Source organism: Pigmentiphaga litoralis (genome assembly GCF_048632615.1).
Classification (GTDB): Bacteria; Pseudomonadota; Gammaproteobacteria; order Burkholderiales; family Burkholderiaceae_B; genus Pigmentiphaga; species Pigmentiphaga litoralis_B.
Genome location: NZ_CP184479.1, coordinates 4,945,627 through 4,967,642 on the forward strand (window position 1 = coordinate 4,945,627; position 22,016 = coordinate 4,967,642).

The window sequence follows — 22,016 nt, forward strand, 5'->3', positions numbered from 1 at the left end:
CGCCGCGCCGGCCTGGCCACCGCCTTCGTCGTGCTCGCCCTGCTGGCCGCGTTGGCGGCCTGGTGGACTGGCGACACGTTCTACCTGCGGCTGGCCACCGAAGCCCTGATCTTTGGCGGACTGGCCATGGCGGTGGACCTGCTGTTGGGCATTGCCGGTCTGCTGTCTCTTGGCCAGGCCCTGTTCTTCGGGTTTGGCGCTTACCTGTCGGGCATCCTGCTGCGGGATGCGGGGCTGTCGTTCTGGAGCGTGATGGCCATCGCCACGGTGGCGGGCGCGGCCGTGGGCGGGGTGTCGGGCGTGATCGCGATCCGCGCCCGCGGCGTGTACTTTGCGTTGATCATGTTCGGGCTGGCGCAGATCGCCGCCAAGGCGGTCTACAACGTGCAGGCCCTGGGGGCGTCCGACGGGCTCATGGGGGTGCCAGTGGTGCGCATTGGCGTGGGGCCATATTCGGTATCGGCGTCCGATCCGCTCAGTTTCTTCCTGGTGGTGCTGGCCGTGATCATGGCGATGTACGCCTTGCTGGCCTACCTGCTCGACACCCCCTTTGGCCGCAACATGCAGGCGCTGCGGGCGAACCCCTTGCGGCTGTCTTTCCTGGGCTTTGACCCCTGGCGCTACAAGCTGGCCGCCTTCGTGCTCGCGGCCACCATTGCGTCGGTTGCCGGTGCGCTGTACCCCATGCTGCGCGGTTTCGCGTCCCCCGAACTGCTGTACTTCCAGACCTCGGGCAACGCCGTCATCACGGTGGTGCTGGGCGGCGTGGGCACACTGATCGGCGCGTTGTATGGCAGCGTGATTCTGTTCGGCCTGAAGTCGGTGGTCGGCACGTATACCGAACATCATTTGATTGTGATCGGTCTGTTGTTCATGGCCGCGGTCATCTTCTTCCCATCCGGGCTGGTGGGCGCGCTAAGGAAAAACCATGACCCTGAGCCCAACGGCGGCGGCGTCCGAACCCTTGCTGGACGTGCGGGGACTGAGCGTGCGATTCGGCGCCTTGAAAGCCGTGGACGACGTCAGCATGCAAGTGGTGCGCGGCAGCATCACGTCCTTGATCGGCCCGAACGGCGCGGGCAAGAGCACGCTGTTCAACCTGATCAGCGGCGCACTGCGGCCGACGGCCGGCACGGTGCGCTTCGACGGCGTCGACGTGACAGGCTGGAGTCCGCACAGGCTGCTGCGCGCCGGCCTGGCGCGGTCGTTCCAGATCACCAATCTGTTCGTGGACCTCACGGTGCGCGAAAACCTGAGGCTGGCCGCACAGGTACTGGAAAACGGATGGCTGGCCTTGCGTCCGCTGGCGTCGTCCCATGTCGCATCGGCACGGGCCGATGAACTGCTGGAAGAATTTGCGTTGCAGCCCAGGGCCAATGACCTGGCCGGGGCGCTGTCGCATGGCGAACAGCGGCGGCTGGAGATCGCCGTGGCGCTGGCATGCCGACCTCGGCTGTTGCTGCTGGACGAGCCCACGCAAGGCATGTCGCACGCCGACACGGCGGATACCGCCGCCCTGATCAAACGGCTGGCCGGCGGCGTGTCCATCGTGCTGGTCGAACACGACGTCGGCCTGGTCATGGACGTGTCCGACCATGTGGTGGTGCTGACGCAAGGCCGGAAGCTTGCCGAGGGTCCGCCGCGCACGGTGCGCGCCGATCCCCGCGTCCAGGCCGCCTATTTCGGCGAAGCCGCCACGACCCCTGCCGCGGAGGCCGTCCATGCTTGAACTGAACGACGTGCACGTGCATTACGGTCTGGGCCACGTCCTGCAGGGGCTCAGCATCCGCGTCGAGCCAGGCGAAGTCGTCGGCCTGTTCGGCCGCAACGGAGTGGGCAAGACCACCACCATCAAGGCGGTGGCCGGATGGCTGCCGCTGACCGGCGGCGACATCCAGTTCCAGGGCCAGCGCCTGTCAGGCCTGTCGGCCGACAAGGTATGTCGGCTGGGCGTGGGCCTCGTTCCCGAGGACAGGCGGATCTTTCCCGGGCTCAGCACTCAGGAAAACCTGGAGATGGGCTTCATGCAGGGTCCCCGGCTCACACGCGCCGAGGAGCAGTCGCGGCTGACGGACATCTACACCCGCTTTCCCCGGCTGGCCGAACGCCGCGCGCAGGCAGGTACCACGCTGTCGGGCGGCGAGCAGCAGATGCTGGCGGTGGCGCGCGTCTTGTTGGGCAAGCCGCGCCTGCTACTGATCGATGAGCCTACCGAAGGCCTGGCGCCGATGGTGGTGGACGAACTGTTTTCGGTCATGCGCCAGGTCAAGGAACAGGGCCAGGCCATCCTGCTGGTCGAGCAGAACGTATCCCGGGCGCTGACGCTGTGCGACCGGTTCTACGCGCTGGAACGGGGCAGGGTGGTTGCCGAGGGCAGCACGTCGAATCCGGCCGACCGGGATGCGCTGATGAAGGCGATTGCCGTCTAGGCGCCGGCGCCCGGGTGTCATCCCAAGGCGTAGACCGTGGCGGCGTGCCTACAACGGGACGCCCCGGGGGCGGTTTTCTCACGCCGGCGCGGTTATGATCCCGTACTGTTCCGGATGCGGCTACGTCTAGCGGCGGCGGTTTCGAGAAGGTGAATGACCCAGCAGCCCCCCAGGAAGTGGCCACCGCCGCGCTCAGCGTGTCCAGCGCACGGTTGAAGCGGCAACATGAACTTGCAGTGGAATTTGCGATAAGGGCGCTCAAGAGCCGCGACGTGGCCTGGGTCATAGACGGCGCCTGCCAGGTCGTTGCACAGGGCTTGAACGCCCGTTTCGTCAAAGTCCTGCGCTACCAGCCCGAATCGGGCACCTTGTTGCTCGAGGCGGGCACGGGCTGGGCGAAGGCCGAAATCGGCACGACCACCCTGTCGGCCGACGACGCCAGCCCGGCAGGCCACGCCTACCGCAGCGTGCGGCCGGTCATTTCCAACCATTTGGGTGCCGAACATCGGTTCCGCACGCCTGACCTGCTGCTTCGCTACGGCATCAAGCGGGCGGTCAACGTGCCCATCCGCGGTGTCCCCGAACCGTACGGGATCCTGGAAGCCGACAGTCCGGACGACGAGGATTTCTCCGAAACCGACCTGGTCTTTCTCGAGGCCGTCGCCAACGTCATTTCGATGACGCGCGAGCGCGTCGCCGCGGAGGTCGACGAGCATCGGCAGGTGCATTTTTCCGAGACCGTGCTGAACGCGAGCATGGATTGCATCAAGGTCATGACGGTCGACGGCCGCCTCGAGTTCATGAATGAACACGGCCTGGCGCAGATGGAAATCGACGCGTTCGAATCGGTCAGGGGGCGCAGCTACGCATCGTTCTGGCCCGACGATGAACTGGAAAAAGTGCACCTGGGCCTTGCGCAGGCGGCCGATGGCGTCGCCAACCGCTTCGAAGGCATGTGCCGGACCGACAAGGGCGCCAGCCGCTGGTGGGACGTGTCCCTGTCACCGATCCGGGGCGTGTCCGGTGAAGTCGAGCGCATCGTTTCCGTCGCCCGGGACATCAGTGAGCGGCATGCCCACGAAGAGCAGCTGAACGCCCTGGTCTCGATGCAGGAAACCAAGCTCTACAGCTCTGAACTGATGATGAAGGAAGTGCACCATCGGGTGCGCAACAGCCTGCAGCTGGTGCAGACGCTGCTGGCGCTGCAGGGGGACCTGAGCGGGGACACCACCGTCTCGGCACACCTGCAGGTCGCCGCGACGCGCGTCATGACGGTCGGCTCGGTGCACCAGCGCCTGTACGAAGAAAGCGGCGTCGAGGCGACTGATGCAGGCGCCTATCTGAGCGGGCTGATCGGCGACCTGCAAGTGCTGTCGTCCGATCGCCGGATCGTCTTTGCATCCCCCGGATCACGGTGCCCGCGCGGCGCCTGGCGCCGTTGGGGCTGGTGACGGCCGAACTCGTCACCAACGCCCTGAAATACGGCAAGGGCGAGGTGCGCGTGTTCCTGGAAGAAAGCGGCGACGGCCTGAAGCTGACGGTCGAAGACGACGGTCCGGGCTTTCCGGACGCCTTTCCGAAGCCGCAGGGCACGGGGTTGGGGATGCGGCTGGTCAACACCTACGCGGGACGCGGCAAAAGTGCGATCACCGTGGACCGGACGGTGCCGTTCAGCCGGATCGTGGTGTTGTTCAAGACGAGCTGAACCGGGGCTGGCGGATGCGTGCGCGACTGCCGCAGCGTCCGCCATTCGCCTGCCGGTCAGGTGCCCGTGAACGCCGGCTTGCGCTTTTGCGCAAACGCGGTGATGCCCTCTAGGTAGTCCGCCGAGTAGCCCAGCTCCCGTTGCAGGTCCCGTTCAAGATCGAATTGCTGGTCCAGCGTCTGGCCGGACGACGCCAGCAAGGCGCGCTTGGCCGCGGCATGGGCACGCGTCGGGCCCGCAGCCAGCCGCGCGGCAGTGGACGACAGGATGTCTTCCAATTGGGAGTCGGGAACGCACTGCCAGATCAGGCCCCAGTCCTCGGCCTTTTTGGCAGACAGCGCCTCGCCCGACAGGGTCCATCCCATGGCCCGGCCCTGGCCGATCAGCCGGGGCAGGAACCAGGTCGCGCCCGCATCGGGCAGCAGTCCGATCTTGTCGAAGGCCTGGATGAAGCGAGCCGATTCCACGGCGATCACGACGTCGCACGCCAGGGCCAGGCTCAGGCCCGCACCCGCCGCCACGCCGTTCACTCCACACACCACGGGGACGGGCAATGCCCGCAGCCGCAAGATCAGCGGCCGATAATTTTGATCCAGACCCATGCCCAGGTCGCGGCGCTGGCCATCGGGCAAAGGCGGGCGTTCCTGCTGGTCCTGCCCGGCGCAGAAACCTCGGCCGGCGCCTGTCAGGAGCACGCCGCGCAAATCCGCTTGCGCTTCCAGGAACGACAGCACCGCAGCCAGATCGGCGAACATTTGCGTGGTCAGGCTGTTGAGGCGATCCGGCCGGTTCAGCGTGATGCGAGCCACGCCGGCGGTGTAAGTGACGAGCAGCGTGTCGACGTCTGGGGGAATCGCGGCCGAGGAGGCGACCGACGGCATGCCCTGGGATGCCGTTTGCGTGGATGCCGTCGTCATGCCGTGCGCTCCTGGGCCGCCATCTGCGCGTAGTGGTAAGCCGTATCGCCCAGCAGCAGGTCCACCGCCGTCAGCCGCTTGAAATAATCGCCTAGCTCCAGTTCGTCCGTCATGCCCATGCCGCCATGCAGTTGCACGGCCAGCTGTCCCACCTGCCGGCCCGCGCGCGCCGCCTCGATCTTGGCGGCGGATATGCGGCGGCGGCGCTCAGCGGCGTCGGGTTCAGTCAGGGCGGCCACCGACACATAGGCCATGGACAGCGCCAGTTCCTTCGCGATCGCCATGTCGGCCAGTTTGTGTTGCAGGGCCTGGAAAGCGGCCAGGGGTTGGTTGAACTGCTTGCGGGTGCGCAGGTAGTCCACGGTCAGGGCCAGCAGGCGCTCCATGGCGCCGGCAGCCTGCGCGCAGAGGGCGGCAATGCCCCATTGCAGGCCGGCTTCGATCGCCGCATCGGCGGCATGGCCCTGGGCGAGCAGGGCGCTGTCGTCCAGCTGCACGCCGGTAAAGGTCAGGCGCGCCGCGCGGGTTGCGTCCATGGTCGGCGTATCGAGCACCGCCACCCCGGGAACGTCGCGCGGCACCATCAGCAATACCGTGGCGCCCGCTTCGTCGGCGGCCGACACGATCCAGGCCGTGGCCGCGCCCCCATGCCAGACGGCCGACTTCTCGCCATCGAGTATCCAGCCCGAGGCGCCGCGCGTCGCATGGGTATTGGCCGGCCGGGCGGCGTAGCGGCGCCCAGGTTCCAGGTAAGCCAGCGTCAGGATGGCGGCGCCGCTGGCGATCGCCGGGAGCCAGCGGGCCTCGGCGTCGTCGTTGCCCGCCCGCGCCAGCACCGTGGCGGCAATGACGGCGCTGGGAATGACCGGCTCGGCCACCAGGCCACGGCCCAGTTCCCCATGCACCGGCAACAGGCTGGCGGGGTCTTCGCCAAAGCCTTCGTGATCCGATGAAATGGTCAGGCCCAGCACGCCCAGTTCCGCCAGCGCCGACCAGGCGGTGGCATCCAGGGCAGCGTTTGTGCGGGCCTGCCGGCGGCGCGACAGCGTCCACAGCTCGCCCACGCGGCGGCGCAGGCTGTCGGCCAGCATGCGTTGTTCTTCGCTCAGTACAAAGTCCATGAGGGATATGTCCGGTTCGTCGACAGGGATCAGCCGCCCAGCAGCATGCGGGCGATGATGTTCTTCTGCACCTCGGTCGTGCCGCCGTAGATGGTCGTCTTGCGCATGTCCACATAGGCCGCGCTGGTGCGGGCGGCGCCATCGGGGCCGGGCACGTCGGCCTCGGTGTCCGCTTCCAGCCATGCCGGGTCGTAGGGCCAGGCGTCAGGGCCTGCCAGTTCCATGCGCAGCTGGGCCAGGTCCTGCTGGATCTCGGATCCCCGGATCTTGAGCATGGACGTTTCCGGGCCGGGCATGCCGTCGTGTTCGGCGGCCACGCGCAGCAACAGCATTTCCAGGGCCAGGACGTCGATCTCCAGGCGCGAGACACGATCGCGCCAGCGCGGGTCCTGCGCCAGGGGCTCGCCGTCGTCGGTGCTGCCTGCCAGCAGCGCCTTGATCGCATCGAGTTCGCGGCGGCAGTGGCCAAGGCCTGCAATGCCGGTGCGCTCGTGGCCCAGCAGATACTTGGCGTAGGTCCAGCCAGCGTTCTCTTCGCCCACCAGATTGCCGACGGGCACCCGCACGTTGTCCAGCCAGACCTCATTCACGTCATGCCCGCCGTCCAGCGTGCGGATCGGACGCACCGTGACACCAGGGGATCGCAGGTCGATCAGCAGCACCGAAATGCCGCGCTGCGGCTTGGCATCGGGATCGGTACGCACCAGGCAGAAAATCCAGTCGGCATAGTGGGCCAGCGTGGTCCAGGTCTTCTGCCCATTGACGACATAGTGATCGCCGTCCCGCACGGCCCTGGTAGTGAGCGACGCAAGGTCCGACCCCGAACCCGGTTCGGAGTAGCCCTGGCACCACCAGTCATCAAGCCGGATGATGCGGGGCAGCAGCCGGGCCTGCTGCTCCGCGCTGCCGAACTTCATCAATACCGGGCCGAGCATGGTCAAGCCGAAAGGCAGCAGGCGCGGCGCGCCGGCCCGGAAGGATTCGACTTCGAAGATCAGGCGCTGCAGCGGATTCCAGCCGGTGCCGCCGTATTCCTTGGGCCAGGTGGGGGCGCCCCAGCCGTGCTCGTCAAGGATGCGATGCCAGCGCAGGTAATCGTCCTTTTCGAGCCGCTGCTGACGCAGCGATTTATCGCGAATGTCGGTTGGCAGGTGGGTCTGTACGAAGGTGCGCACCTCGTCGCGGAAGCGCCTTTCGTCATCGGTCCAGGTCAGGTTCATGGTCGTGTCTCCTCACCGCTAACCATACCTCGCCTTGGACCGCGTGCGCGCTTCATGGCATTGGAACCCCTTGTTCGGGAATGAAGAATGGTCAGCCGTGCAGGCGCGCGGCCACACTGCATCCCAACGTAAGCCACACACAACGATAAGCGACACAAGGAGACAGCATGGCGCCCCCTTTGCCTGACGAGTCCGGCTCGTCGTCCGCCGACGCGGTCGGTGCGGACCTGCACTATCGCCGTGCGCTGGACCAAGGACGGTTCCTGATCCAGCGCTGCGGCGCGTGCGATCGATCGGTGTTCTATCCGCGCATGGTCTGCCCGCATTGCGGCAGCGACCGCCTGGACTGGTTTGCGCCATCGGGCGCGGCCACGGTGTATTCGACGACGGTGGTGCGCGGCCGCCCGCAAGACGGGGGCGATCGCAACGTGGCCTTGCTGGACCTGGCCGAGGGTGTGCGCATGATGTCGCGGGTCGATGGCATTGCGCCAGCCGATGTGAAGATAGGCATGGCGGTGCAGGCCAGGGTGCTGATGTCGGAAGACGGCGGCACGGTGGTGTTCGTGCCGGCGCGAACGCAGGCTTTGGTGGCAGCGTCGTCGGCATCGGCCAGCGCCCAGGCTGGCAACGGAGCGGCGGCATGACGATGCAGGCAACGACATGGAGCCTGGAGGCTCTGCGCGGCGCGGTCGCCGTGGTGGGTGTGGGGCATGCGGGCCTCGGCCAGGCCACCGGTTCTACCGAAATGGAAATCCTGGTGCAGGCGGCGCACCGCGCGGTCCGCGATGCGGGGCTGACGCTGCGGGACATCGATGGCATCTGCACCGCCAGCGTGACCGCGCCGATGTGGGCCATGCCGGTGATCGAACATCTGGGGATCCGGCCCACTTTCATCGACAGCACCATGCTGGGCGGATCGAGCTTCGTTGCCCACCTGCTGCCGGCCATGCACGCCTTGGCCACCGGCCAGTGCAACGCCGTGCTGGTGTGCTATGGCAGCACGCAGCGCACGTCCAGCCTGAACCGCGCCGAAATCGCCCGCGTGCGCAAGTCGTTCGATCCGCAGCCGTATGAGGCGCCGTACGAGCCGCTCAATCCGCTCAGTTCCTACGCCCTGGCGGCCGCGCGCCACATGCATCAGTACGGCACGCGCCGCGAAGACCTGGCCGAAGTCGCCCTGGCCGCCAGCCAGTGGGCGCAACTCAATCCCGAAGCCCAGCAGCGCGCGCCGACCACGCTTGACGAGATTTTGTCGGCACGCATGATCTCTGATCCGCTTACCGTCCGCGACTGCTGCCTGGTGACCGATGGCGCGGGCGCTTTCGTCCTGACGCGGGCTGACCGCGCGCGGGATCTGGCCCGCCCGCCGGTCTACGTGCTGGGCAACGCCACCGCCGTGTGGAACCGGCAGATCTCGTCCATGGAAGACCTGACCGTGACCGCGGCGACACAGTCCGGGGCGGCCGCATTCCGGATGGCCGGCGTGTCGGCCGCTGACGTCGACGTGGCCGAGATGTATGACGCCTTCACGATCAATACGCTGCTGTTCCTGGAAGACCTGGGGTTCTGCAGGAAAGGCGAGGCGGGTGATTTCGTTCGCGGCGCCGCCATTGCGCCGGGCGGGCGCCTGCCGGTCAACACGAACGGCGGCGGCCTGTGCTGCATCCACCCGGGCATGTATGGCGTGTTCATCATGATCGAGGCAGTCCGGCAACTGCGCGGCGAGTGCGGCGCGCGGCAGGTGGACGGCGCCGAGGTGGCGCTGGTGCATGGCAACGGCGGAACGCTGTCCAGCCAGTCCACGGCCATTCTTGGAACGGCGGCGACGCTGTAGCGGCTGGCAGCCCGCCTCGTGAAGGCGTGTCGCGATGCATGCGCTGCGCTTCCCTGCTCATTTTTGACGACGCTCGATTTTGAACAATGCGCACGTCTCATCTCTTTTCGGTTGTTTGCCCATGTCTTCTCCGTTGACCTTTCACTGCGTTCACGACGTGCTGTCGCACCAGGCCCATGAACGCCCCGAGGCGATCGCGCTGTATGAGGAGGGGGCGGTGCGCTGACCTATGGCGGCCTGTGGCAGCGCGCGCGGGCGGCCGCGACGTGGCTTCAACAGCAGGGCGTCAGCGCGGGCGATCGCATCATGGTGGTTGGCGAAAACTGCAGCGACATGGTGGTCGCGTTGTTTGCGTCCAGCATCATCCACGCATGGCCGGTCAGCGTGAACGCGCGGCTCAGTCCGCGTGAACTGGCCGCAATCCGCGCGCATGCCGAGCCGGTGTTGGTGCTGTATACGACGCACGTGTCGACGGCGGCAGCGGACCACGCCGATGCGGATCAGGCCGCGACCGCCGATCCTGCCGTGTGGTCCGCGGGGTGCCGTGTCAGTCTGGCCGCAGTGCAAGCGGCGACGGACGGGCAGGCTGTGGCGGCTGACCCGGCTTGCACGAGCCCGCCCGGCGGGGACGATCACGTGGCCGATGCCCGCATTCCCGCCGACCGCGTCGCCTGCATCATCTACACGTCCGGGACCACCGGCGCCCCCAAGGGCGTCATGGTGCCGCATCAAGGCCTCATCCACTTCGGCCGCATCTCCAGCGCCTCGCGCCGGTTGACGCCCGGCGACATCGGCTACGCGGCGCTGCCGTTCTCCCATATCTTCGGCATTGCCACGGTGCTGATGGCCTCGGTTTATGCCGGCGCGAGTCTGGTCGTCCGCAGCCGCTTCGACGCCGCCGACGTGTTCGAGGCACTGAAACATCCTGGCATTTCCATCCTGCAGGGCGTGCCCACCATGTTCTCGCGCTTGATGGCGGTTGCGCCGGAGGGCAAGGTTACCGCACCCAAGCTGCGCTACCTGTACACGGGCGGCGCGGCGCTGGATCCAACGCTGAAGGCCAAGGTGCAGGATTACTTCGGGCTGCCCATGCATCATGGCTATGGCATCACCGAATACGCCGGGTCGATGTGCATTACGGATATCGACGCGCCGCGTAACGATGCGTCCGCCGGCCATCCGGTGGACGGCGTGACCGTGCATATCGGGCCGCTGAACGAAGCGTCGCGCACCGGCGGCGTGACCGGCGACATCTTCATTCATGGTCCTGGCGTCATGCTGGGCTACTACCGCAATCCCGAGCTGACCGCGGCCACGCTGCACCCCGGCGGGTGGCTCGATACCGGCGACGTCGGCTACATCGATGACAGCGGGGCGCTGTTCATCGCGGGCCGGACCAAGGATCTGATCATCCGGTCGGGCTTCAACGTCTATCCGCTGGAAGTCGAGAGCGTCATCAATGCCTATCCCGGCGTGCGCGCTTCGGCCGTGATCGGCGTCGAGGAAGCCGACCGCAATGAAGAAGTGGTGGCCTTCATCGAAGCGCTGCCGGGTGCGGACGTCGATCTCACCCGCCTGCGCGCTTTCCTGCGCGAGCGGCTGGCGCCTTACAAACGGCCCGCGCGCCTGATCGCCATCGACACATTGCCCACGACGGTCAGCGGCAAGATCCTGAAGCAGCCGCTGCGCGAACGTTTGACCGTGTGACAGCGCCGGCCTTCCTGCGACGGCATGCCGACAACCGACAAGACGACCGACACAACGACCATAACAACCACGGAGACTCCCCCATGACCCCACTGTTCCGGACCCGCTTCGGCCTGGCCGCAGCCGTGCTGCTGGCAGCCCTGCCTGCCGCGCACGCCAACTCCTATCCCGACCGCCCGATCCGGCTCCTGGTGGGTTACGCCCCGGGCGGCCCCGTCGATACCACCGCGCGGGTTTTCGCCAAATACCTGGGCGAACGGCTGGGCCAGACGGTCGTGGTGGAAAATCGCGCCGGGGCCAGTGGGATGATCGCGTCGGACGCCACGGCCAAGACCGCGCCCGACGGCTACGTGCTCGGCTTTGCCGCCAGCCCGACGCTGACGATGTCGCCGCAGGTTCAGCGCAGCAAGCTGTTCGACCCCCGCACCGATTTTTCCTTGCTCGGCCTGGTGGTCGACTACACCAATGTGCTGATGGTCGGGCCGGACGTGCCGGTCCAGAGCGTGCAGGAACTGGTCGGCTACGCCAGGCAGCATCCCGACAAGGTGTCTTTCGGATCGGCAGGGGTGGGCGCGTCCAATCATCTGTCGGCCGAACTGCTCAAGAAAGAAACGCGCGCGCCGATGCTGCACGTGCCCTATCGCGGCAATTCCCCGGCCATGCTGGACCTGGTGGGGGCAAGATCAGTTTCATGTTTGACATCACCAGCACCGCCATTCCCTACATTCAAAGCGGCAAGGCGCGGCCCTTGGCGGTCACGTCACGCACCCGCAATGCGGGCATGCCGGACGTGCCCACCATGATCGAAGCTGGGGTGCCCGACTACGAAGTGACGGGCTGGTATGCGCTGGTCGGGCCCACCAAATTGCCGGCAGCGGTGGAAGACCGGTTGAAGACAGCCCTCAAGGAAGTCGGACAGGACCCGCAGTTCCGCAAGTCGATGATCGACGGCGGCTACACCCTCAACGTCGGTGATTCGGCGGAACTCAAACGGCGCATCGACCGCGAATATGCCTTGTGGGGTGACGTGATCAAGGCGGCCAACATCCAGGCGGAATGAGCATGACGGCGACCCTTTCCGGCGCGGCGGCTTCCGCCACAGAAGATCTTGCCGCGGCGGCGGCGTCGGCCCGCGCCAAGCTAGGTTTGTCCCCCTTTCCCGGCCGCTTGCGCCTGCCGGTGATTGCCGCGCCGATGTTCCTGGTGTCCGGCCCCGACCTGGTGATTGCTCAGTGCACTGCGGGCATTGTCGGCACGTTTCCTTCCTTGAACGCCCGCCCGCAGCCGGTGCTGGAAGACTGGCTGACACGGATCGAAGCCGGGTTGGCCGCCTATCGCAACGCGCATCCGGATGCGGTGGTGGCGCCCTATGGTGTGAACCTGATCGTGCATCCGTCCAACCCGCGATGGGAAGGGGACCTGGACATCCTGGCCCGCCGTCAGGTGCCGCTGGTGATCACGTCATTGCATGCGCCCGATGCGGTCGTCAAGGCGGTGCATGCGTACGGCGGTAAGGTCTTTCATGACGTTACGCAGGTGCGCCATGCGCGCCGCGCGCTGGCGGCCGGCGTCGATGGGTTGATCCTGGTGGCGGCAGGGGCCGGCGGTCACGCGGGACGCTTGAATCCGGTTGCGTTCGTCAACGAAGTGCGGGCCTTCCACGACGGGCCGATCGCGTTGTCGGGGTGTCTGAGCCACGGCAAGGATGTGCTGGCCGCGCAGGTACTGGGCTGCGACTATGCCTACATCGGCACGCCCTTCATTGCGACGAACGAGTCGCTGGCGTCCGATGCGTATCGTGACATGGTGCTGGGCGCGCAGGCGGCCGACGTGGTCAACACGGCGTACTTTTCAGGCGTGCCGGCCAACTATCTGTTGCCGAGCATCGTGGCGGCAGGCATCGATCCGGCGGCGCTGGAAGCGGGCGCGGCCGCGCCCGTCAATCTCGACAAGGACACACGGCCCAAGGCCTGGCGCGACGTGTGGAGCGCGGGACAGGGCGTGGGCGCGGCGCAGGAAGTGCTGGCTGTGGAAGCGCTGGTTGCGCAGTGGCGCCGGGAATATGACGAGGCCAGGGAGCGCGTGCTCGGCACGTAGTGGGACCGTGCAAACGCTCGAGCGCGGGCCGCGCGGCTGCGGTGCCGCCCGCGCAGCCGCCGGCGTTGTCAATCCAGCGTGATGTTGGCTTCCCGGATCACCTTCTGCCACTTGGTGATCTCGGCCTGAATGAAACCCCTGAACGCCTCGGGCGACCCGGGTTTGGGTTCCGCGCCCGCCGCAAGCATGGCCTTGGCGGTGGCGGGATCCGTCAGCACACTGACCAGATCGGCGTTGGCCCGGGCAACGATGGCTGCAGGTGTGCGCGCCGGCGCCACCAGTCCGCTCCACGAGTATGCCTCGTAGCCGGGCAGGCCGGATTCGGCAATGGCCGGTACATCGGGCGCCAGCGCCGATCGTTCGGGGTTGCCCACGCCCAGCGCGCGGATCTTGCCGGCCTTGATGTGGGGCACGGCCGAAGGACCATCGGCAAACATGATCTGCACCTGTCCGCCCAGCAGGTCCTGCATGGCGGGCGCACTGCCGCGATAGGGAATGTGCTGCAGCTTGGCGCCCGTCATGCTGTTGAACAGTTCGCCGGCCAGATGCGTGCCGCCGCCGTTGCCCGACGATCCGTAGGACAGCTTGCCGGGATGGGCTTTCGTGTAGGCGATCAGCTCGGCCACGGTCTTGACCGGCAATGACGGATGCACGACCAGCACGATGGGAAACACCGCCGCCATGCCCACCGGCACGAAGTCCTTGACGAAGTCGTAGCCCGGTGTGTTGGCGGACGTCGGCCGGACGGCGTGATGGATGGACGAAAAAAGAAGGTGTGACCATCGGGTTCGGCCCGCGCCGCCAGTTGCGCGCCTACGATGCCGCCCGCGCCTGCGCGGTTATCCACGATGGCCGGCACGTTCCACTTGATGCCCAGGGGCTGCGCGGTAAAGCGCGCGGTCACATCCACCGGGCCTCCTGGCGGGAAGGGGACGATGAACGTGACGGGGCGGCCGGGCCACGCGTCGCTGGCTGCCCGGGCGGTGCCGGGCAGCATGCCGGCGACCGCGCCCAGGCCCGATCCCACGCCCCATCCCGCTGCCATGCCGCTTCCCACGATCGCGCCTAGCGATGTGCCCAGCCCCGCGACGAAACGGCGCCGTTCCCGATGGACCATGTCATGTCTCCTGATGTCGTTGTTATGAGGGCCATTATTTACGAATCAGGAGCCGGGGCGGATTCACATCTGCCGAAGCCCCTCGTCGCTTGCGGCCAACCCCGCGTCATCCCGCAGCGGGAAGACCCTGGGTCCTGCAGCGGCTTGCGTCAGGGCTTTCAGCTAGATGGGGGATGGGTCGCTCTCGGTCGCCCGCATGATGTGCTGAATGAAATCCTCGGCAAAGCGGGGCAGGTCGCGGCCGCGCTGGCGGCACAGCAGGCGGTCGCGCAGGGCCCATTCGTCGGCGAGCGGCACCACCTTCAGGGCCTGCGGGCGGCTGTAACGCGCGGCGCAGGCGCGCGGCACCACGGCAATGCCGGCGCCGGCCTCGACCATCCGGCAGACGGCCTCGAAGCTGCCCACGTGCACCCTCTGGTTCACCCGTTTGCCCAGCCCCGACGCAATGTCTTCCAGGAAGGTCTGGATCGCGCTGTCCGGATGGATGCCGACGAACTGATACTGATCGAGCAGATCGGCAAATTGCACGCGGGGCTCCGACGCCAGGGGATGCGTGAGCGAGGTCACCACCGCCAGCTCATCGCGAAACAGCGGGTAGACATCCAGCCCGTCGCTGCTGATGGTGCCCGATACGATCCCCAGGTCACCCGCGCCCGCGCGCAGTGCCAGCACGATGTCCACGGACGATTTTTCGGTCAGCTCGATATCCACGTCGGGATGTTCCGGCAGGAAGGTGGACAGCGCGTCGGCCAGGAAGGAATTGGTCGCGGTGGTGTTGGCCAGCAGGCGCAGCCGGCCCTTGACGCCCCGGGTGAAGGGCTGCAGATCGGCATTCAGGCATTCGAGCTGGGTGAAGATGGCGCGCGCATGATGCAGCAGCACTTCGCCCGCGGGCGTCAGCGAAACCCCTGTGGCAAGACGCACCAGCAGACGCGCCTTGAAGCCTTCTTCCATGTTCTTGATCCGGGCGCTGGCGGCGGGCAGCGACAGGAAGGTGCGCTCGGCGGCGCGGGTCAGATTCCGGGTCTCGCCCACGTTCACAAACAGCCGCAGGTCGGTCAGGTCATGTCTCATGTTCCACCACGCAAAAGGGGGCATTCTTATTCTTGAATGCTTGAATGCCGGCCGTTGAATCTACCATGCGTCAAAACGCGGTCAGACAGGAGACGCAGTTCATGGGCGATATCGTTGCGGGAAAGGTGGTGGTGGTGACGGGGGCGGGCGGCGGCATCGGCCGGAGCGTGGCGCTGGCGATGGCGGCATCGGGCGCGCGTGTCATCGTCAACGACATTGGCGTATCGCTGACAGGCGAAGGCGGCGGGGACGGCCCCGCGCAGCAGGTCGTGGCCGAGATCCGCGCGGCCGGCGGCGAGGCTGTCGCCAATATTGACAGCGTGGCGACATCTCAAGGCGCCAACCGGATCGTGCAGACCGCCATCGATCATTACGGGCGGATAGATGCGATCGTCAACAATGCCGGCAACCTGCGGGATCGTGTCTTTCACAAGATGAACGAAGAAGAATGGCGCCAGGTCATCGACGTGCATCTGCATGGCGCGTTCTTCGTCAGCCGCGCCGCTGCGCCGTTCTTTCGCGAGCAGGAGTCCGGCGCCTTCGTGCACATGACGTCCACGTCGGGCCTGATCGGCAACCTGGGCCAGGCCAATTACGCGGCCGCCAAACTCGGCGTCGTGGCGCTGTCGAAATCGATCGCACTGGACATGTCCCGCTACAACGTGCGGTCCAACTGCATCGCGCCGTTCGCATGGAGCCGCATGACCAGCTCGATCCCGTCGGATACGCCCGACGCCCAGGCACGGGTCGAAAAGCTCAAGAAGATGGAGCCCGCCAAGGTCGCCCCGCTGGCGGTCTTCCTGGCCAGCGACGCCGCCAGGGACGTGACGGCGCAGCTGTTCGCGGTGCGTGCCAACGAAATCATGCTGTTCAGCCAGCCGCGTCCGATCCGGTCCGTGCACCTGAGCGATGGCTGGACGCCCGAGTCGATTGCCGATATGGCGATTCCGTCCATGCGCAAACAATTCTTTGCCCTTGAACGATCGCCCGACGTCATCGACTGGGACCCGATCTGAATCCATCATGCCTCTCGATTACGCGACCCTGAAACACTGGGAATTTCCCGACGTGCCGCAGCGCTATACGGCCAAAGACACCATGCTGTACGCCCTGGGCATCGGCCTGGGCGAGGATCCGTCCGACACGCGGCAGCTGCACTATGTGTACGAGGACGGCCTGGCGGCGTTCCCGACCATGAGCGTGGTGCTGGGCTATCCTGGCTTCTGGATGCGCGATCCGCGCGCCGGCATCGACTGGGTTCGGCTGGTGCACGGCGAACAGCGCCTGCGCATCCATGCGCCCTTGCCACCCGAAGGCGAGGTGGTGGGCCGAAGCCGCATCACCCATGTCATTGACAAGGGTGCCGACAAGGGAGCCATTGTGGTTGTCGAACGCAACGTGTTGAGCCATGACGGCGTCTGCCTGGCGACGCTGACGCAGTCCACCTTCTGCCGTGGCGATGGCGGCTTTGGCCAAGGGGATGCCCCGCCGCCGCCGCTTCCCGCAACGCCGGATCGTCCGGCCGATGCCTCGGCCAGCCTGCCGGTCTCGCCCCGGGCCGCGCTGATCTACCGCCTGAGCGCCGATCCCAATCCCTTGCATGTGGACCCGGCGGTGGCGCAGGCCGCGGGCTATCCGCGCCCCATCCTGCATGGGCTGGCATCGTTCGGCATGGCCGCGCATGCGATCGTGCGTGAACGTTGTGACTACGACGCAAGCCGGCTGCGCCAACTGGACGCGCGTTTTTCGTCGCCCGTGTATCCCGGCGAAACGCTGGTGTTCGATCTGTGGGATGACGGGCCGGGTGTCGTGCGCTTCCGTGCGCGCGTGGCGGAACGCGACGTGGTCGCGCTCAGCCATGGCACGGCGGCGTATGAATGCGCGACGCGGGATCGGGCGGCGCATGATGATTCCGCGCGTGACGCAAGCGCGCAGGATCGATCCGCAAGGGATCCGGCCACGCCTGCATCGACGCGCCGGGAGGCCGCATGACCGCCCGCCGTGCGCCGCTCGATGGCATTCGTGTGCTGGACCTAAGCCGCATCCTGGCCGGCCCCTGGTGCACGCAGAATCTGGCTGACCTGGGCGCCGATGTGATCAAGGTCGAACGGCCAGGCGCAGGGGATGACACGCGCGGCTGGGGCCCGCCGTACATGAAGGATGCCGACGGCAAGGACACGACCGAGGCCGCCTATTACCTGAGCACCAACCGCAACAAGCGGTCGATCGAAATCGACATGGCCACGCCAGCGGGTGCGCAAGTCCTGCGTGAACTGGCCTGCCATTGCGATGTGGTGGTCGAAAATTTCAAGGTGGGCGGGCTGGCCCGATACGGCCTTGACTACGCAAGTCTGAACGCGCTCAATCCTGCGCTGGTGTATTGCTCGATCACCGGCTTCGGGCAGGATGGCCCGTACGCAACGCGCCCGGGATACGACTTCATGATCCAGGGGATGGGCGGGTTGATGAGCATCACCGGCGAGCGGGATGGCCTGCCGGGCGCCGGTCCCCAGAAGGCCGGCGTGGCCGTGACCGATATCGTCACTGGCATGTATGCCAGCGTGGCGATTCTTGCCGCCCTGACCGAGCGCAGCCGCAGCGGCCTGGGGCAGCATCTGGACATCTCGCTGCTCGATTGCCACGTGGCCTTGCTGGCCAATCAGAACTCCAATTTCTTTACCAGTGGCGTGGCGCCGCAGCGGGCAGGCAACGCGCATCAGAACGTGGTGCCATACCAGGTATTCGCGGCATCCGACGGGCACCTGATCGTTGCGACCGGCAACGACAGTCAGTACCGCGCCTATTGTCGCGCGATCGGCGCGCCGCAACTGGCGGAAGACGAGCGATTCATCGACAACCGGCGGCGCGTGATCAATCGTGATGTGCTGGTCGGCCTGCTGACCGACATCATGAAGCAGGGCCGGCGGGACGACTGGCTGGCGCGGCTCGAAGCGGTCGGCGTGCCGTGCGGACCCATCAACGACATCGGGCAGGTGTTCGACGACCCCCAGGTCAAGGCGCGCGGGTTGCGAGTCGACATGCCGCATCCCGCCGGCACCACCGCGCCGGTGACGGCTAGCCCCTTGCGGTTTTCCGAAACGCCGGTGGCGTACCGCCACGCGCCGCCCAGGCTGGGCGAGCACACCGCGCAGGTGCTGGAAGAAGTGCTGGGGATGGATGATGCGGAGCGGCGCCGGCGGCTGGGCCGATGACAGCCCTGGCGCTGCTGGCCGCGGTTCCTTCCGCGGGGTGGGCAACGCCGCGGCCGCACCCTTGGTCCTCGCCTAGCCCTGCCGGAACGGTTTTCCGATGGCGGCCGGCAGCCGGGCCGACCGCCCCAGGCCCGCCAGCACGGCCAGCGCCGCCAGGTACGGCAGCATCTGGATCACATACGACGACACCGGGAGGCTGAAGGCCTGTACCCGCAGCGACAGCGCCTCGGCCCCGCCAAACACCAGGCAGGCCGCCAGGGTCCCGAGCGGCATCCACCGGCCCACGATGATCGCCGCCAGCACCAGGTAGCCGCGGCCGCTGGTCATGCCATCGGTAAAGGTGCCTACCTGCTGCAAGGACAGGACAGCGCCGGCGAGTCCGGCAAAGGCGCCCCCCGCCACGATTGCCGCCATCCTTACCCGGTCGGGCCGCGCGCCTGCTGCAAAGGCGGCTTGCGGATTCTCGCCCACGGCGCGCAAGGTCAGACCGGCGCGCGTGCGGAACAGGAACAGCGACACCGGCACGATGGCCAGCACGGTCAGGTAAGTGAGCGGCGGCTGGGTGAAGAGCAAAGGGCCGATGACCGGCAGATCGGACAGATAGGGCACGGACCAGGCGTCCAGCGTCGGGATGCGGATCACCGGCGCCTGACCCTGGCCGACCAGGGCGCGCAACATGAAGCTGGTCAGGCCCAGCGCCAGGATGTTCGACGCAATGCCTGTCACCATGTGTTCCGTGTGAAAGCGCACGGTGGCCGTGGCGACCAGCAGGGCCAGGCCCATGCCGCCCAGCGCCGCCGCCGCCAGGCCCCAGCCGATGTGACCCAGCAGGAAGGTGGCGATCACGCCAAAGAACGCGCCGGTCAGCATCTGTCCTTCCAGCCCGACGGCAAACGTGCCGCCGCGTTCGGACAGGATGCCGCCCAAGGCAGCGAGCGCGAGCGGCGTCGCGATACGAATGCTGGCTGCCAAAAAGTCCGTCACGAACAGCGCGTCCATCAGATTTTCTCCGCGTCGGACCGGCCAATGGCGCACAACACGAACACCATCGTGAGGCCCTGGATGACCAGCACCAGTGAAGAGGGCACGCCGATCTGGCGTTGCATGGCCAATGCACCGGTTTCAAGGAAGCCGAAGAACAGTGCGGCCGGCAGGACGTACAAGGGGTTGAGCGCACCCATGAGCGCGATGGCCACGGCGTTGAAACCGAAGCCGGCCGAAAAGCCTTCGATCAGCCGGTAGTGCACACCCAGGCATTCGATCGCGCCTGCAAGCCCGGCGAGTGCGCCAGCCGATGCCATCAGCCCGAACATCACGCGGCCTGCCGACACGCCGGCGTAACGCGCGGCCGACGGGCTTGCGCCCGCCAGCCGCCAGCGAAAACCAAGCGTGGTTCGCCAAAGCACGAAGCTGGCTGTCAGGGCCGCCACCACGGCCAGCACAATGCCGATGTGCAGGTCGGTGCCGGGAATCAGTTTGGGCAGCCAGGCCGCGCTTTCGAACAAGGGCGTTTGCGGAAAGCCCGCGCCGACTTCGCCCATTTCTCCATGCAGCACTTCGGCCACGATCAGCAAGGCCACGAAATTCATCAGCAGGGTGACCAGCACTTCGTGCACGCCTCGCGTGACGCGTATCGTGGCCGCGATGCCGGCCCAACCCGCGCCGCCCAGCGCGCCGGCCGCCAGACACAGCGGAATCATTGCCCAGGCGGGCAGGGTGCTCCAGGTCAGCGCCACCACCGCGGCACCGATGCCGCCCATGGCCAGTTGCCCTTCCGCGCCAATATTGATGACCTGTCCGCGAAAACACAGGGCGATGCCCACCGCGCACAACAGATAGGGCGTGGTTTTGTTGAGACCGACAATTACCCGGTCCCACGAGCCGAACGCGCCCATGACCATATGGCCATAGGCTTCGATGGGATTCTTGCCGGCCATCAGGATCAGCATGGAAGTGATGACCAGCGCCAGCGCAACCGACGCCACCGCGCGCAGCAAAGGCTGGGCGCGGCGCGCCACACCCGGAAACCGGGCTCCTAATGTATTCATGCCACCTTCTTGCTGGCGCTGCCGGCAAGCGCCAGGCCCAGTCGTTCGATATCCGCGTCCTTGCGGTCCACGATGTCCACCAGCGTGCCTTCGGACAGCACCGCGATGCGGTCGCCCACGGCCAGCACTTCTTCAAGCTCGGACGACAAGTAGATGACGGCCCCGCCCGCATCGCGCAGCGCCAGCACGCGCTGGATTACGAAGCGCGTCGAGTCCGGGTCCAGGCCCCAGGTGGGCTGGAAGGCGATCAGGATGTCGGGCGCGCGGCCGATTTCCCGGGCCAGCGCGACCTTCTGCTGATTGCCGCCCGACAGCGTGCGGGCCGGCACCCTTGCCGACGCCGCGCGCACATTGAATTGCGCCAGACGTTCCCTGGCGATCCGCCGCGCCGCGCCGCGATCGATGACGCCGGCGCGCGAGTAGGGCGCCTGCCCGGCGTCGCGCAGCATGAGATTGTCTTCCAGGCTCATGGCCTGGACCAGGCTGGTGCCTGACCGGTCGGCCGGCAGATACGCGATGCCGGCGGCCAGCCGCGATCGCGCGCTGCCCCGGGTGATGTCCACGCCGTCCAGGAACACGGCGCCGCCGCTTGCGCGGGTCATGCCGGCCAACGTATCCGCCAGTTCACCCTGGCCGTTGCCATCGATACCGGCGATAGCCAGGACTTCGCCGGCCCGGAGCGTAAAGCTGACGTCTTTCAGCCGTTGCACGCCGCTGGCATCACGCGCCGACAGTCCTTCAACGCGCAGGCGTTCGCGTCCTGGCGGTGTATCGACACGCGCCGCGGCAGGCGCCGGATCGCGGCCCACCATCAGGCGTGCGAGCGATTCCCGTGTGGCGCCTTGCGTGGATTGCGCGCCCACCACCTGGCCATCACGCAGGACCACCACCTGGTCGGCCACTTCCAGCACCTCACCCAGTTTGTGGGTAATGAAGATGACGGACCGGCCTTCGGCGCGAAAGCGTTTGAGAAAGTCCAATAGTTGCGCGATCTCGGGGGGCGACAGGATGGACGTCGGTTCATCCAGAATCAGCAGATCCGCGCCCCGCAACATTGCCTTCAGGATCTCGACACGCTGCTTCTCGCCCAATGCCAGCGACTCGACCCGTGCGTCGGGATCGATGGTCAGGCCGTACCGCTCCCCTGCGTCGCGAATGCGCTCGGCCATCGCGGCTGGGGCAAGCCACGCGCCTCCGCCTTGCATGCCGAGCATCAGGTTGTCGGTCACGGTCATTGCTTCCACCAGCGTGAAGTGCTGGTGGATCATGGCGATGCCGGCATCCAGCGCGCCCTTGGGCGAGCCCGCGGCCAGTTCGCGGCCCTGGTACACGATGCCGCCTGTGTCGGGCCGCACCATGCCGAACAGGATCTTCATCAAGGTGCTTTTGCCCGACCCGTTTTCACCGAGCAGGCCGACGATCTCGCCCCGCTGGACCGTCAGGTCGATGTCGCGATTGGCGCGCACCGCGCCGTAGGTCTTGGAAATGCCGCGCATTTCCAGCATGGTCGACATGGTTGGCGTGCTCGTGAAAGG

The 22,016-nt window shown here is 66.9% G+C and carries 17 protein-coding genes and 4 pseudogenes; 13 read left to right on the plus strand and 8 right to left on the minus strand.

Annotated elements, in window-relative coordinates:
- Positions 1-126 precede the first annotated feature (126 nt).
- From ACNANG_RS22870 to ACNANG_RS22890, 5 genes and pseudogenes are all read left to right on the plus strand, one after another.
- Positions 127-822: pseudogene (locus tag ACNANG_RS22870) on the plus strand (branched-chain amino acid ABC transporter permease); the annotation flags it as partial.
- A 205-nt stretch (positions 823-1,027) separates the two neighbouring features.
- Complete coding sequence (locus tag ACNANG_RS22875; RefSeq protein ID WP_420224932.1) at positions 1,028-1,729, plus strand: ABC transporter ATP-binding protein; 702 nt, start codon at positions 1,028-1,030, stop codon at positions 1,727-1,729.
- Positions 1,722-2,429, plus strand: coding sequence for an ABC transporter ATP-binding protein (locus tag ACNANG_RS22880; RefSeq protein WP_420224933.1), 708 nt, complete (start codon positions 1,722-1,724; stop codon positions 2,427-2,429). The genes ACNANG_RS22875 and ACNANG_RS22880 overlap by 8 nt, the downstream gene beginning before the upstream one ends.
- 149 nt (positions 2,430-2,578) lie before the next feature.
- Positions 2,579-3,880, plus strand: a complete 1,302-nt coding sequence (locus tag ACNANG_RS22885) for a histidine kinase dimerization/phosphoacceptor domain -containing protein (protein ID WP_420224934.1) — start codon at positions 2,579-2,581, stop codon at positions 3,878-3,880.
- Positions 3,844-4,134, plus strand: coding sequence for an ATP-binding protein (locus ACNANG_RS22890; protein ID WP_420224935.1), 291 nt, complete (start codon positions 3,844-3,846; stop codon positions 4,132-4,134). The genes ACNANG_RS22885 and ACNANG_RS22890 overlap by 37 nt, the downstream gene beginning before the upstream one ends.
- Positions 4,135-4,190: 56 nt before the next feature.
- Here ACNANG_RS22890 and paaG read toward each other — a convergent pair whose 3' ends face one another.
- The 3 genes from paaG to ACNANG_RS22905 are packed head-to-tail and all read right to left on the minus strand — an operon-like array spanning position 4,191 to position 7,392.
- Positions 4,191-5,015, minus strand: a complete 825-nt coding sequence (paaG, locus tag ACNANG_RS22895) for a 2-(1,2-epoxy-1,2-dihydrophenyl)acetyl-CoA isomerase PaaG (protein WP_420227640.1) — start codon at positions 5,013-5,015, stop codon at positions 4,191-4,193.
- A 32-nt stretch (positions 5,016-5,047) separates the two neighbouring features.
- Positions 5,048-6,172, minus strand: coding sequence for an acyl-CoA dehydrogenase family protein (locus tag ACNANG_RS22900; protein WP_420224936.1), 1,125 nt, complete (start codon positions 6,170-6,172; stop codon positions 5,048-5,050).
- Positions 6,173-6,201: 29 nt separating this feature from the next.
- Positions 6,202-7,392, minus strand: a complete 1,191-nt coding sequence (locus ACNANG_RS22905) for an acyl-CoA dehydrogenase family protein (protein WP_420224937.1) — start codon at positions 7,390-7,392, stop codon at positions 6,202-6,204.
- Positions 7,393-7,559: 167 nt separating this feature from the next.
- Here ACNANG_RS22905 and ACNANG_RS22910 point away from each other — a divergent pair, with 167 nt between their 5' ends.
- The 5 genes and pseudogenes from ACNANG_RS22910 to ACNANG_RS22930 all read left to right on the plus strand — a co-directional run bounded on the left by ACNANG_RS22910 (position 7,560) and on the right by ACNANG_RS22930 (position 13,030).
- A complete protein-coding gene (locus ACNANG_RS22910; protein ID WP_420224938.1) occupies positions 7,560-8,036 on the plus strand; it encodes a Zn-ribbon domain-containing OB-fold protein in 477 nt (158 codons plus the stop codon).
- Positions 8,033-9,226, plus strand: a complete 1,194-nt coding sequence (locus ACNANG_RS22915) for a thiolase (RefSeq protein ID WP_420224939.1) — start codon at positions 8,033-8,035, stop codon at positions 9,224-9,226. Before ACNANG_RS22910 ends, ACNANG_RS22915 begins: the two co-directional genes overlap by 4 nt.
- Positions 9,227-9,347: 121 nt before the next feature.
- Positions 9,348-10,933 (plus strand): annotated as a pseudogene (locus ACNANG_RS22920) (class I adenylate-forming enzyme family protein).
- An 83-nt stretch (positions 10,934-11,016) separates the two neighbouring features.
- A pseudogene (locus tag ACNANG_RS22925) lies at positions 11,017-11,993 on the plus strand (Bug family tripartite tricarboxylate transporter substrate binding protein).
- 134 nt (positions 11,994-12,127) lie between these two features.
- On the plus strand, positions 12,128-13,030 hold the full coding sequence (locus ACNANG_RS22930; protein ID WP_420227641.1) for an NAD(P)H-dependent flavin oxidoreductase: 903 nt from the start codon (positions 12,128-12,130) through the stop codon (positions 13,028-13,030).
- Between the two features lie 68 nt (positions 13,031-13,098).
- Here the strand turns inward: ACNANG_RS22930 and ACNANG_RS22935 are convergent.
- Both ACNANG_RS22935 and ACNANG_RS22940 read right to left on the minus strand, forming a co-directional pair.
- A pseudogene (locus tag ACNANG_RS22935) lies at positions 13,099-14,075 on the minus strand (Bug family tripartite tricarboxylate transporter substrate binding protein).
- Between the two features lie 234 nt (positions 14,076-14,309).
- Complete coding sequence (locus ACNANG_RS22940; protein WP_420224940.1) at positions 14,310-15,221, minus strand: LysR family transcriptional regulator; 912 nt, start codon at positions 15,219-15,221, stop codon at positions 14,310-14,312.
- Between the two features lie 101 nt (positions 15,222-15,322).
- On the opposite strand from ACNANG_RS22940, the gene ACNANG_RS22945 reads away from it, so the two are divergent.
- The 3 genes from ACNANG_RS22945 to ACNANG_RS22955 are packed head-to-tail and all read left to right on the plus strand — an operon-like array spanning position 15,323 to position 18,433.
- Positions 15,323-16,237 carry an SDR family NAD(P)-dependent oxidoreductase gene (locus ACNANG_RS22945; RefSeq protein ID WP_420224941.1) on the plus strand — a complete coding sequence of 305 codons (915 nt, stop codon included), beginning with the start codon at positions 15,323-15,325 and terminating at the stop codon, positions 16,235-16,237.
- Between the two features lie 7 nt (positions 16,238-16,244).
- Positions 16,245-17,213 (plus strand): MaoC/PaaZ C-terminal domain-containing protein, encoded by a 969-nt coding sequence (locus ACNANG_RS22950; RefSeq protein ID WP_420224942.1) that lies wholly within the window; start codon positions 16,245-16,247, stop codon positions 17,211-17,213.
- Positions 17,210-18,433, plus strand: a complete 1,224-nt coding sequence (locus tag ACNANG_RS22955) for a CaiB/BaiF CoA transferase family protein (RefSeq protein ID WP_420224943.1) — start codon at positions 17,210-17,212, stop codon at positions 18,431-18,433. Before ACNANG_RS22950 ends, ACNANG_RS22955 begins: the two co-directional genes overlap by 4 nt.
- A gap of 72 nt (positions 18,434-18,505) precedes the next feature.
- Here ACNANG_RS22955 and ACNANG_RS22960 read toward each other — a convergent pair whose 3' ends face one another.
- Genes ACNANG_RS22960 through ACNANG_RS22970 form a run of 3 tightly spaced genes read right to left on the minus strand, consistent with a single transcriptional unit; the run spans position 18,506 to position 21,995 of the window.
- Entirely contained in the window at positions 18,506-19,432 is a 927-nt protein-coding gene (locus tag ACNANG_RS22960) for an ABC transporter permease (RefSeq protein WP_420224944.1), read from the minus strand.
- Complete coding sequence (locus tag ACNANG_RS22965) at positions 19,432-20,481, minus strand: ABC transporter permease (protein ID WP_420224945.1); 1,050 nt, start codon at positions 20,479-20,481, stop codon at positions 19,432-19,434. Before ACNANG_RS22965 ends, ACNANG_RS22960 begins: the two co-directional genes overlap by 1 nt.
- Complete coding sequence (locus ACNANG_RS22970) at positions 20,478-21,995, minus strand: ABC transporter ATP-binding protein (RefSeq protein WP_420224946.1); 1,518 nt, start codon at positions 21,993-21,995, stop codon at positions 20,478-20,480. The genes ACNANG_RS22965 and ACNANG_RS22970 overlap by 4 nt, the downstream gene beginning before the upstream one ends.
- Between the last annotated feature and the right edge of the window lie 21 nt (positions 21,996-22,016).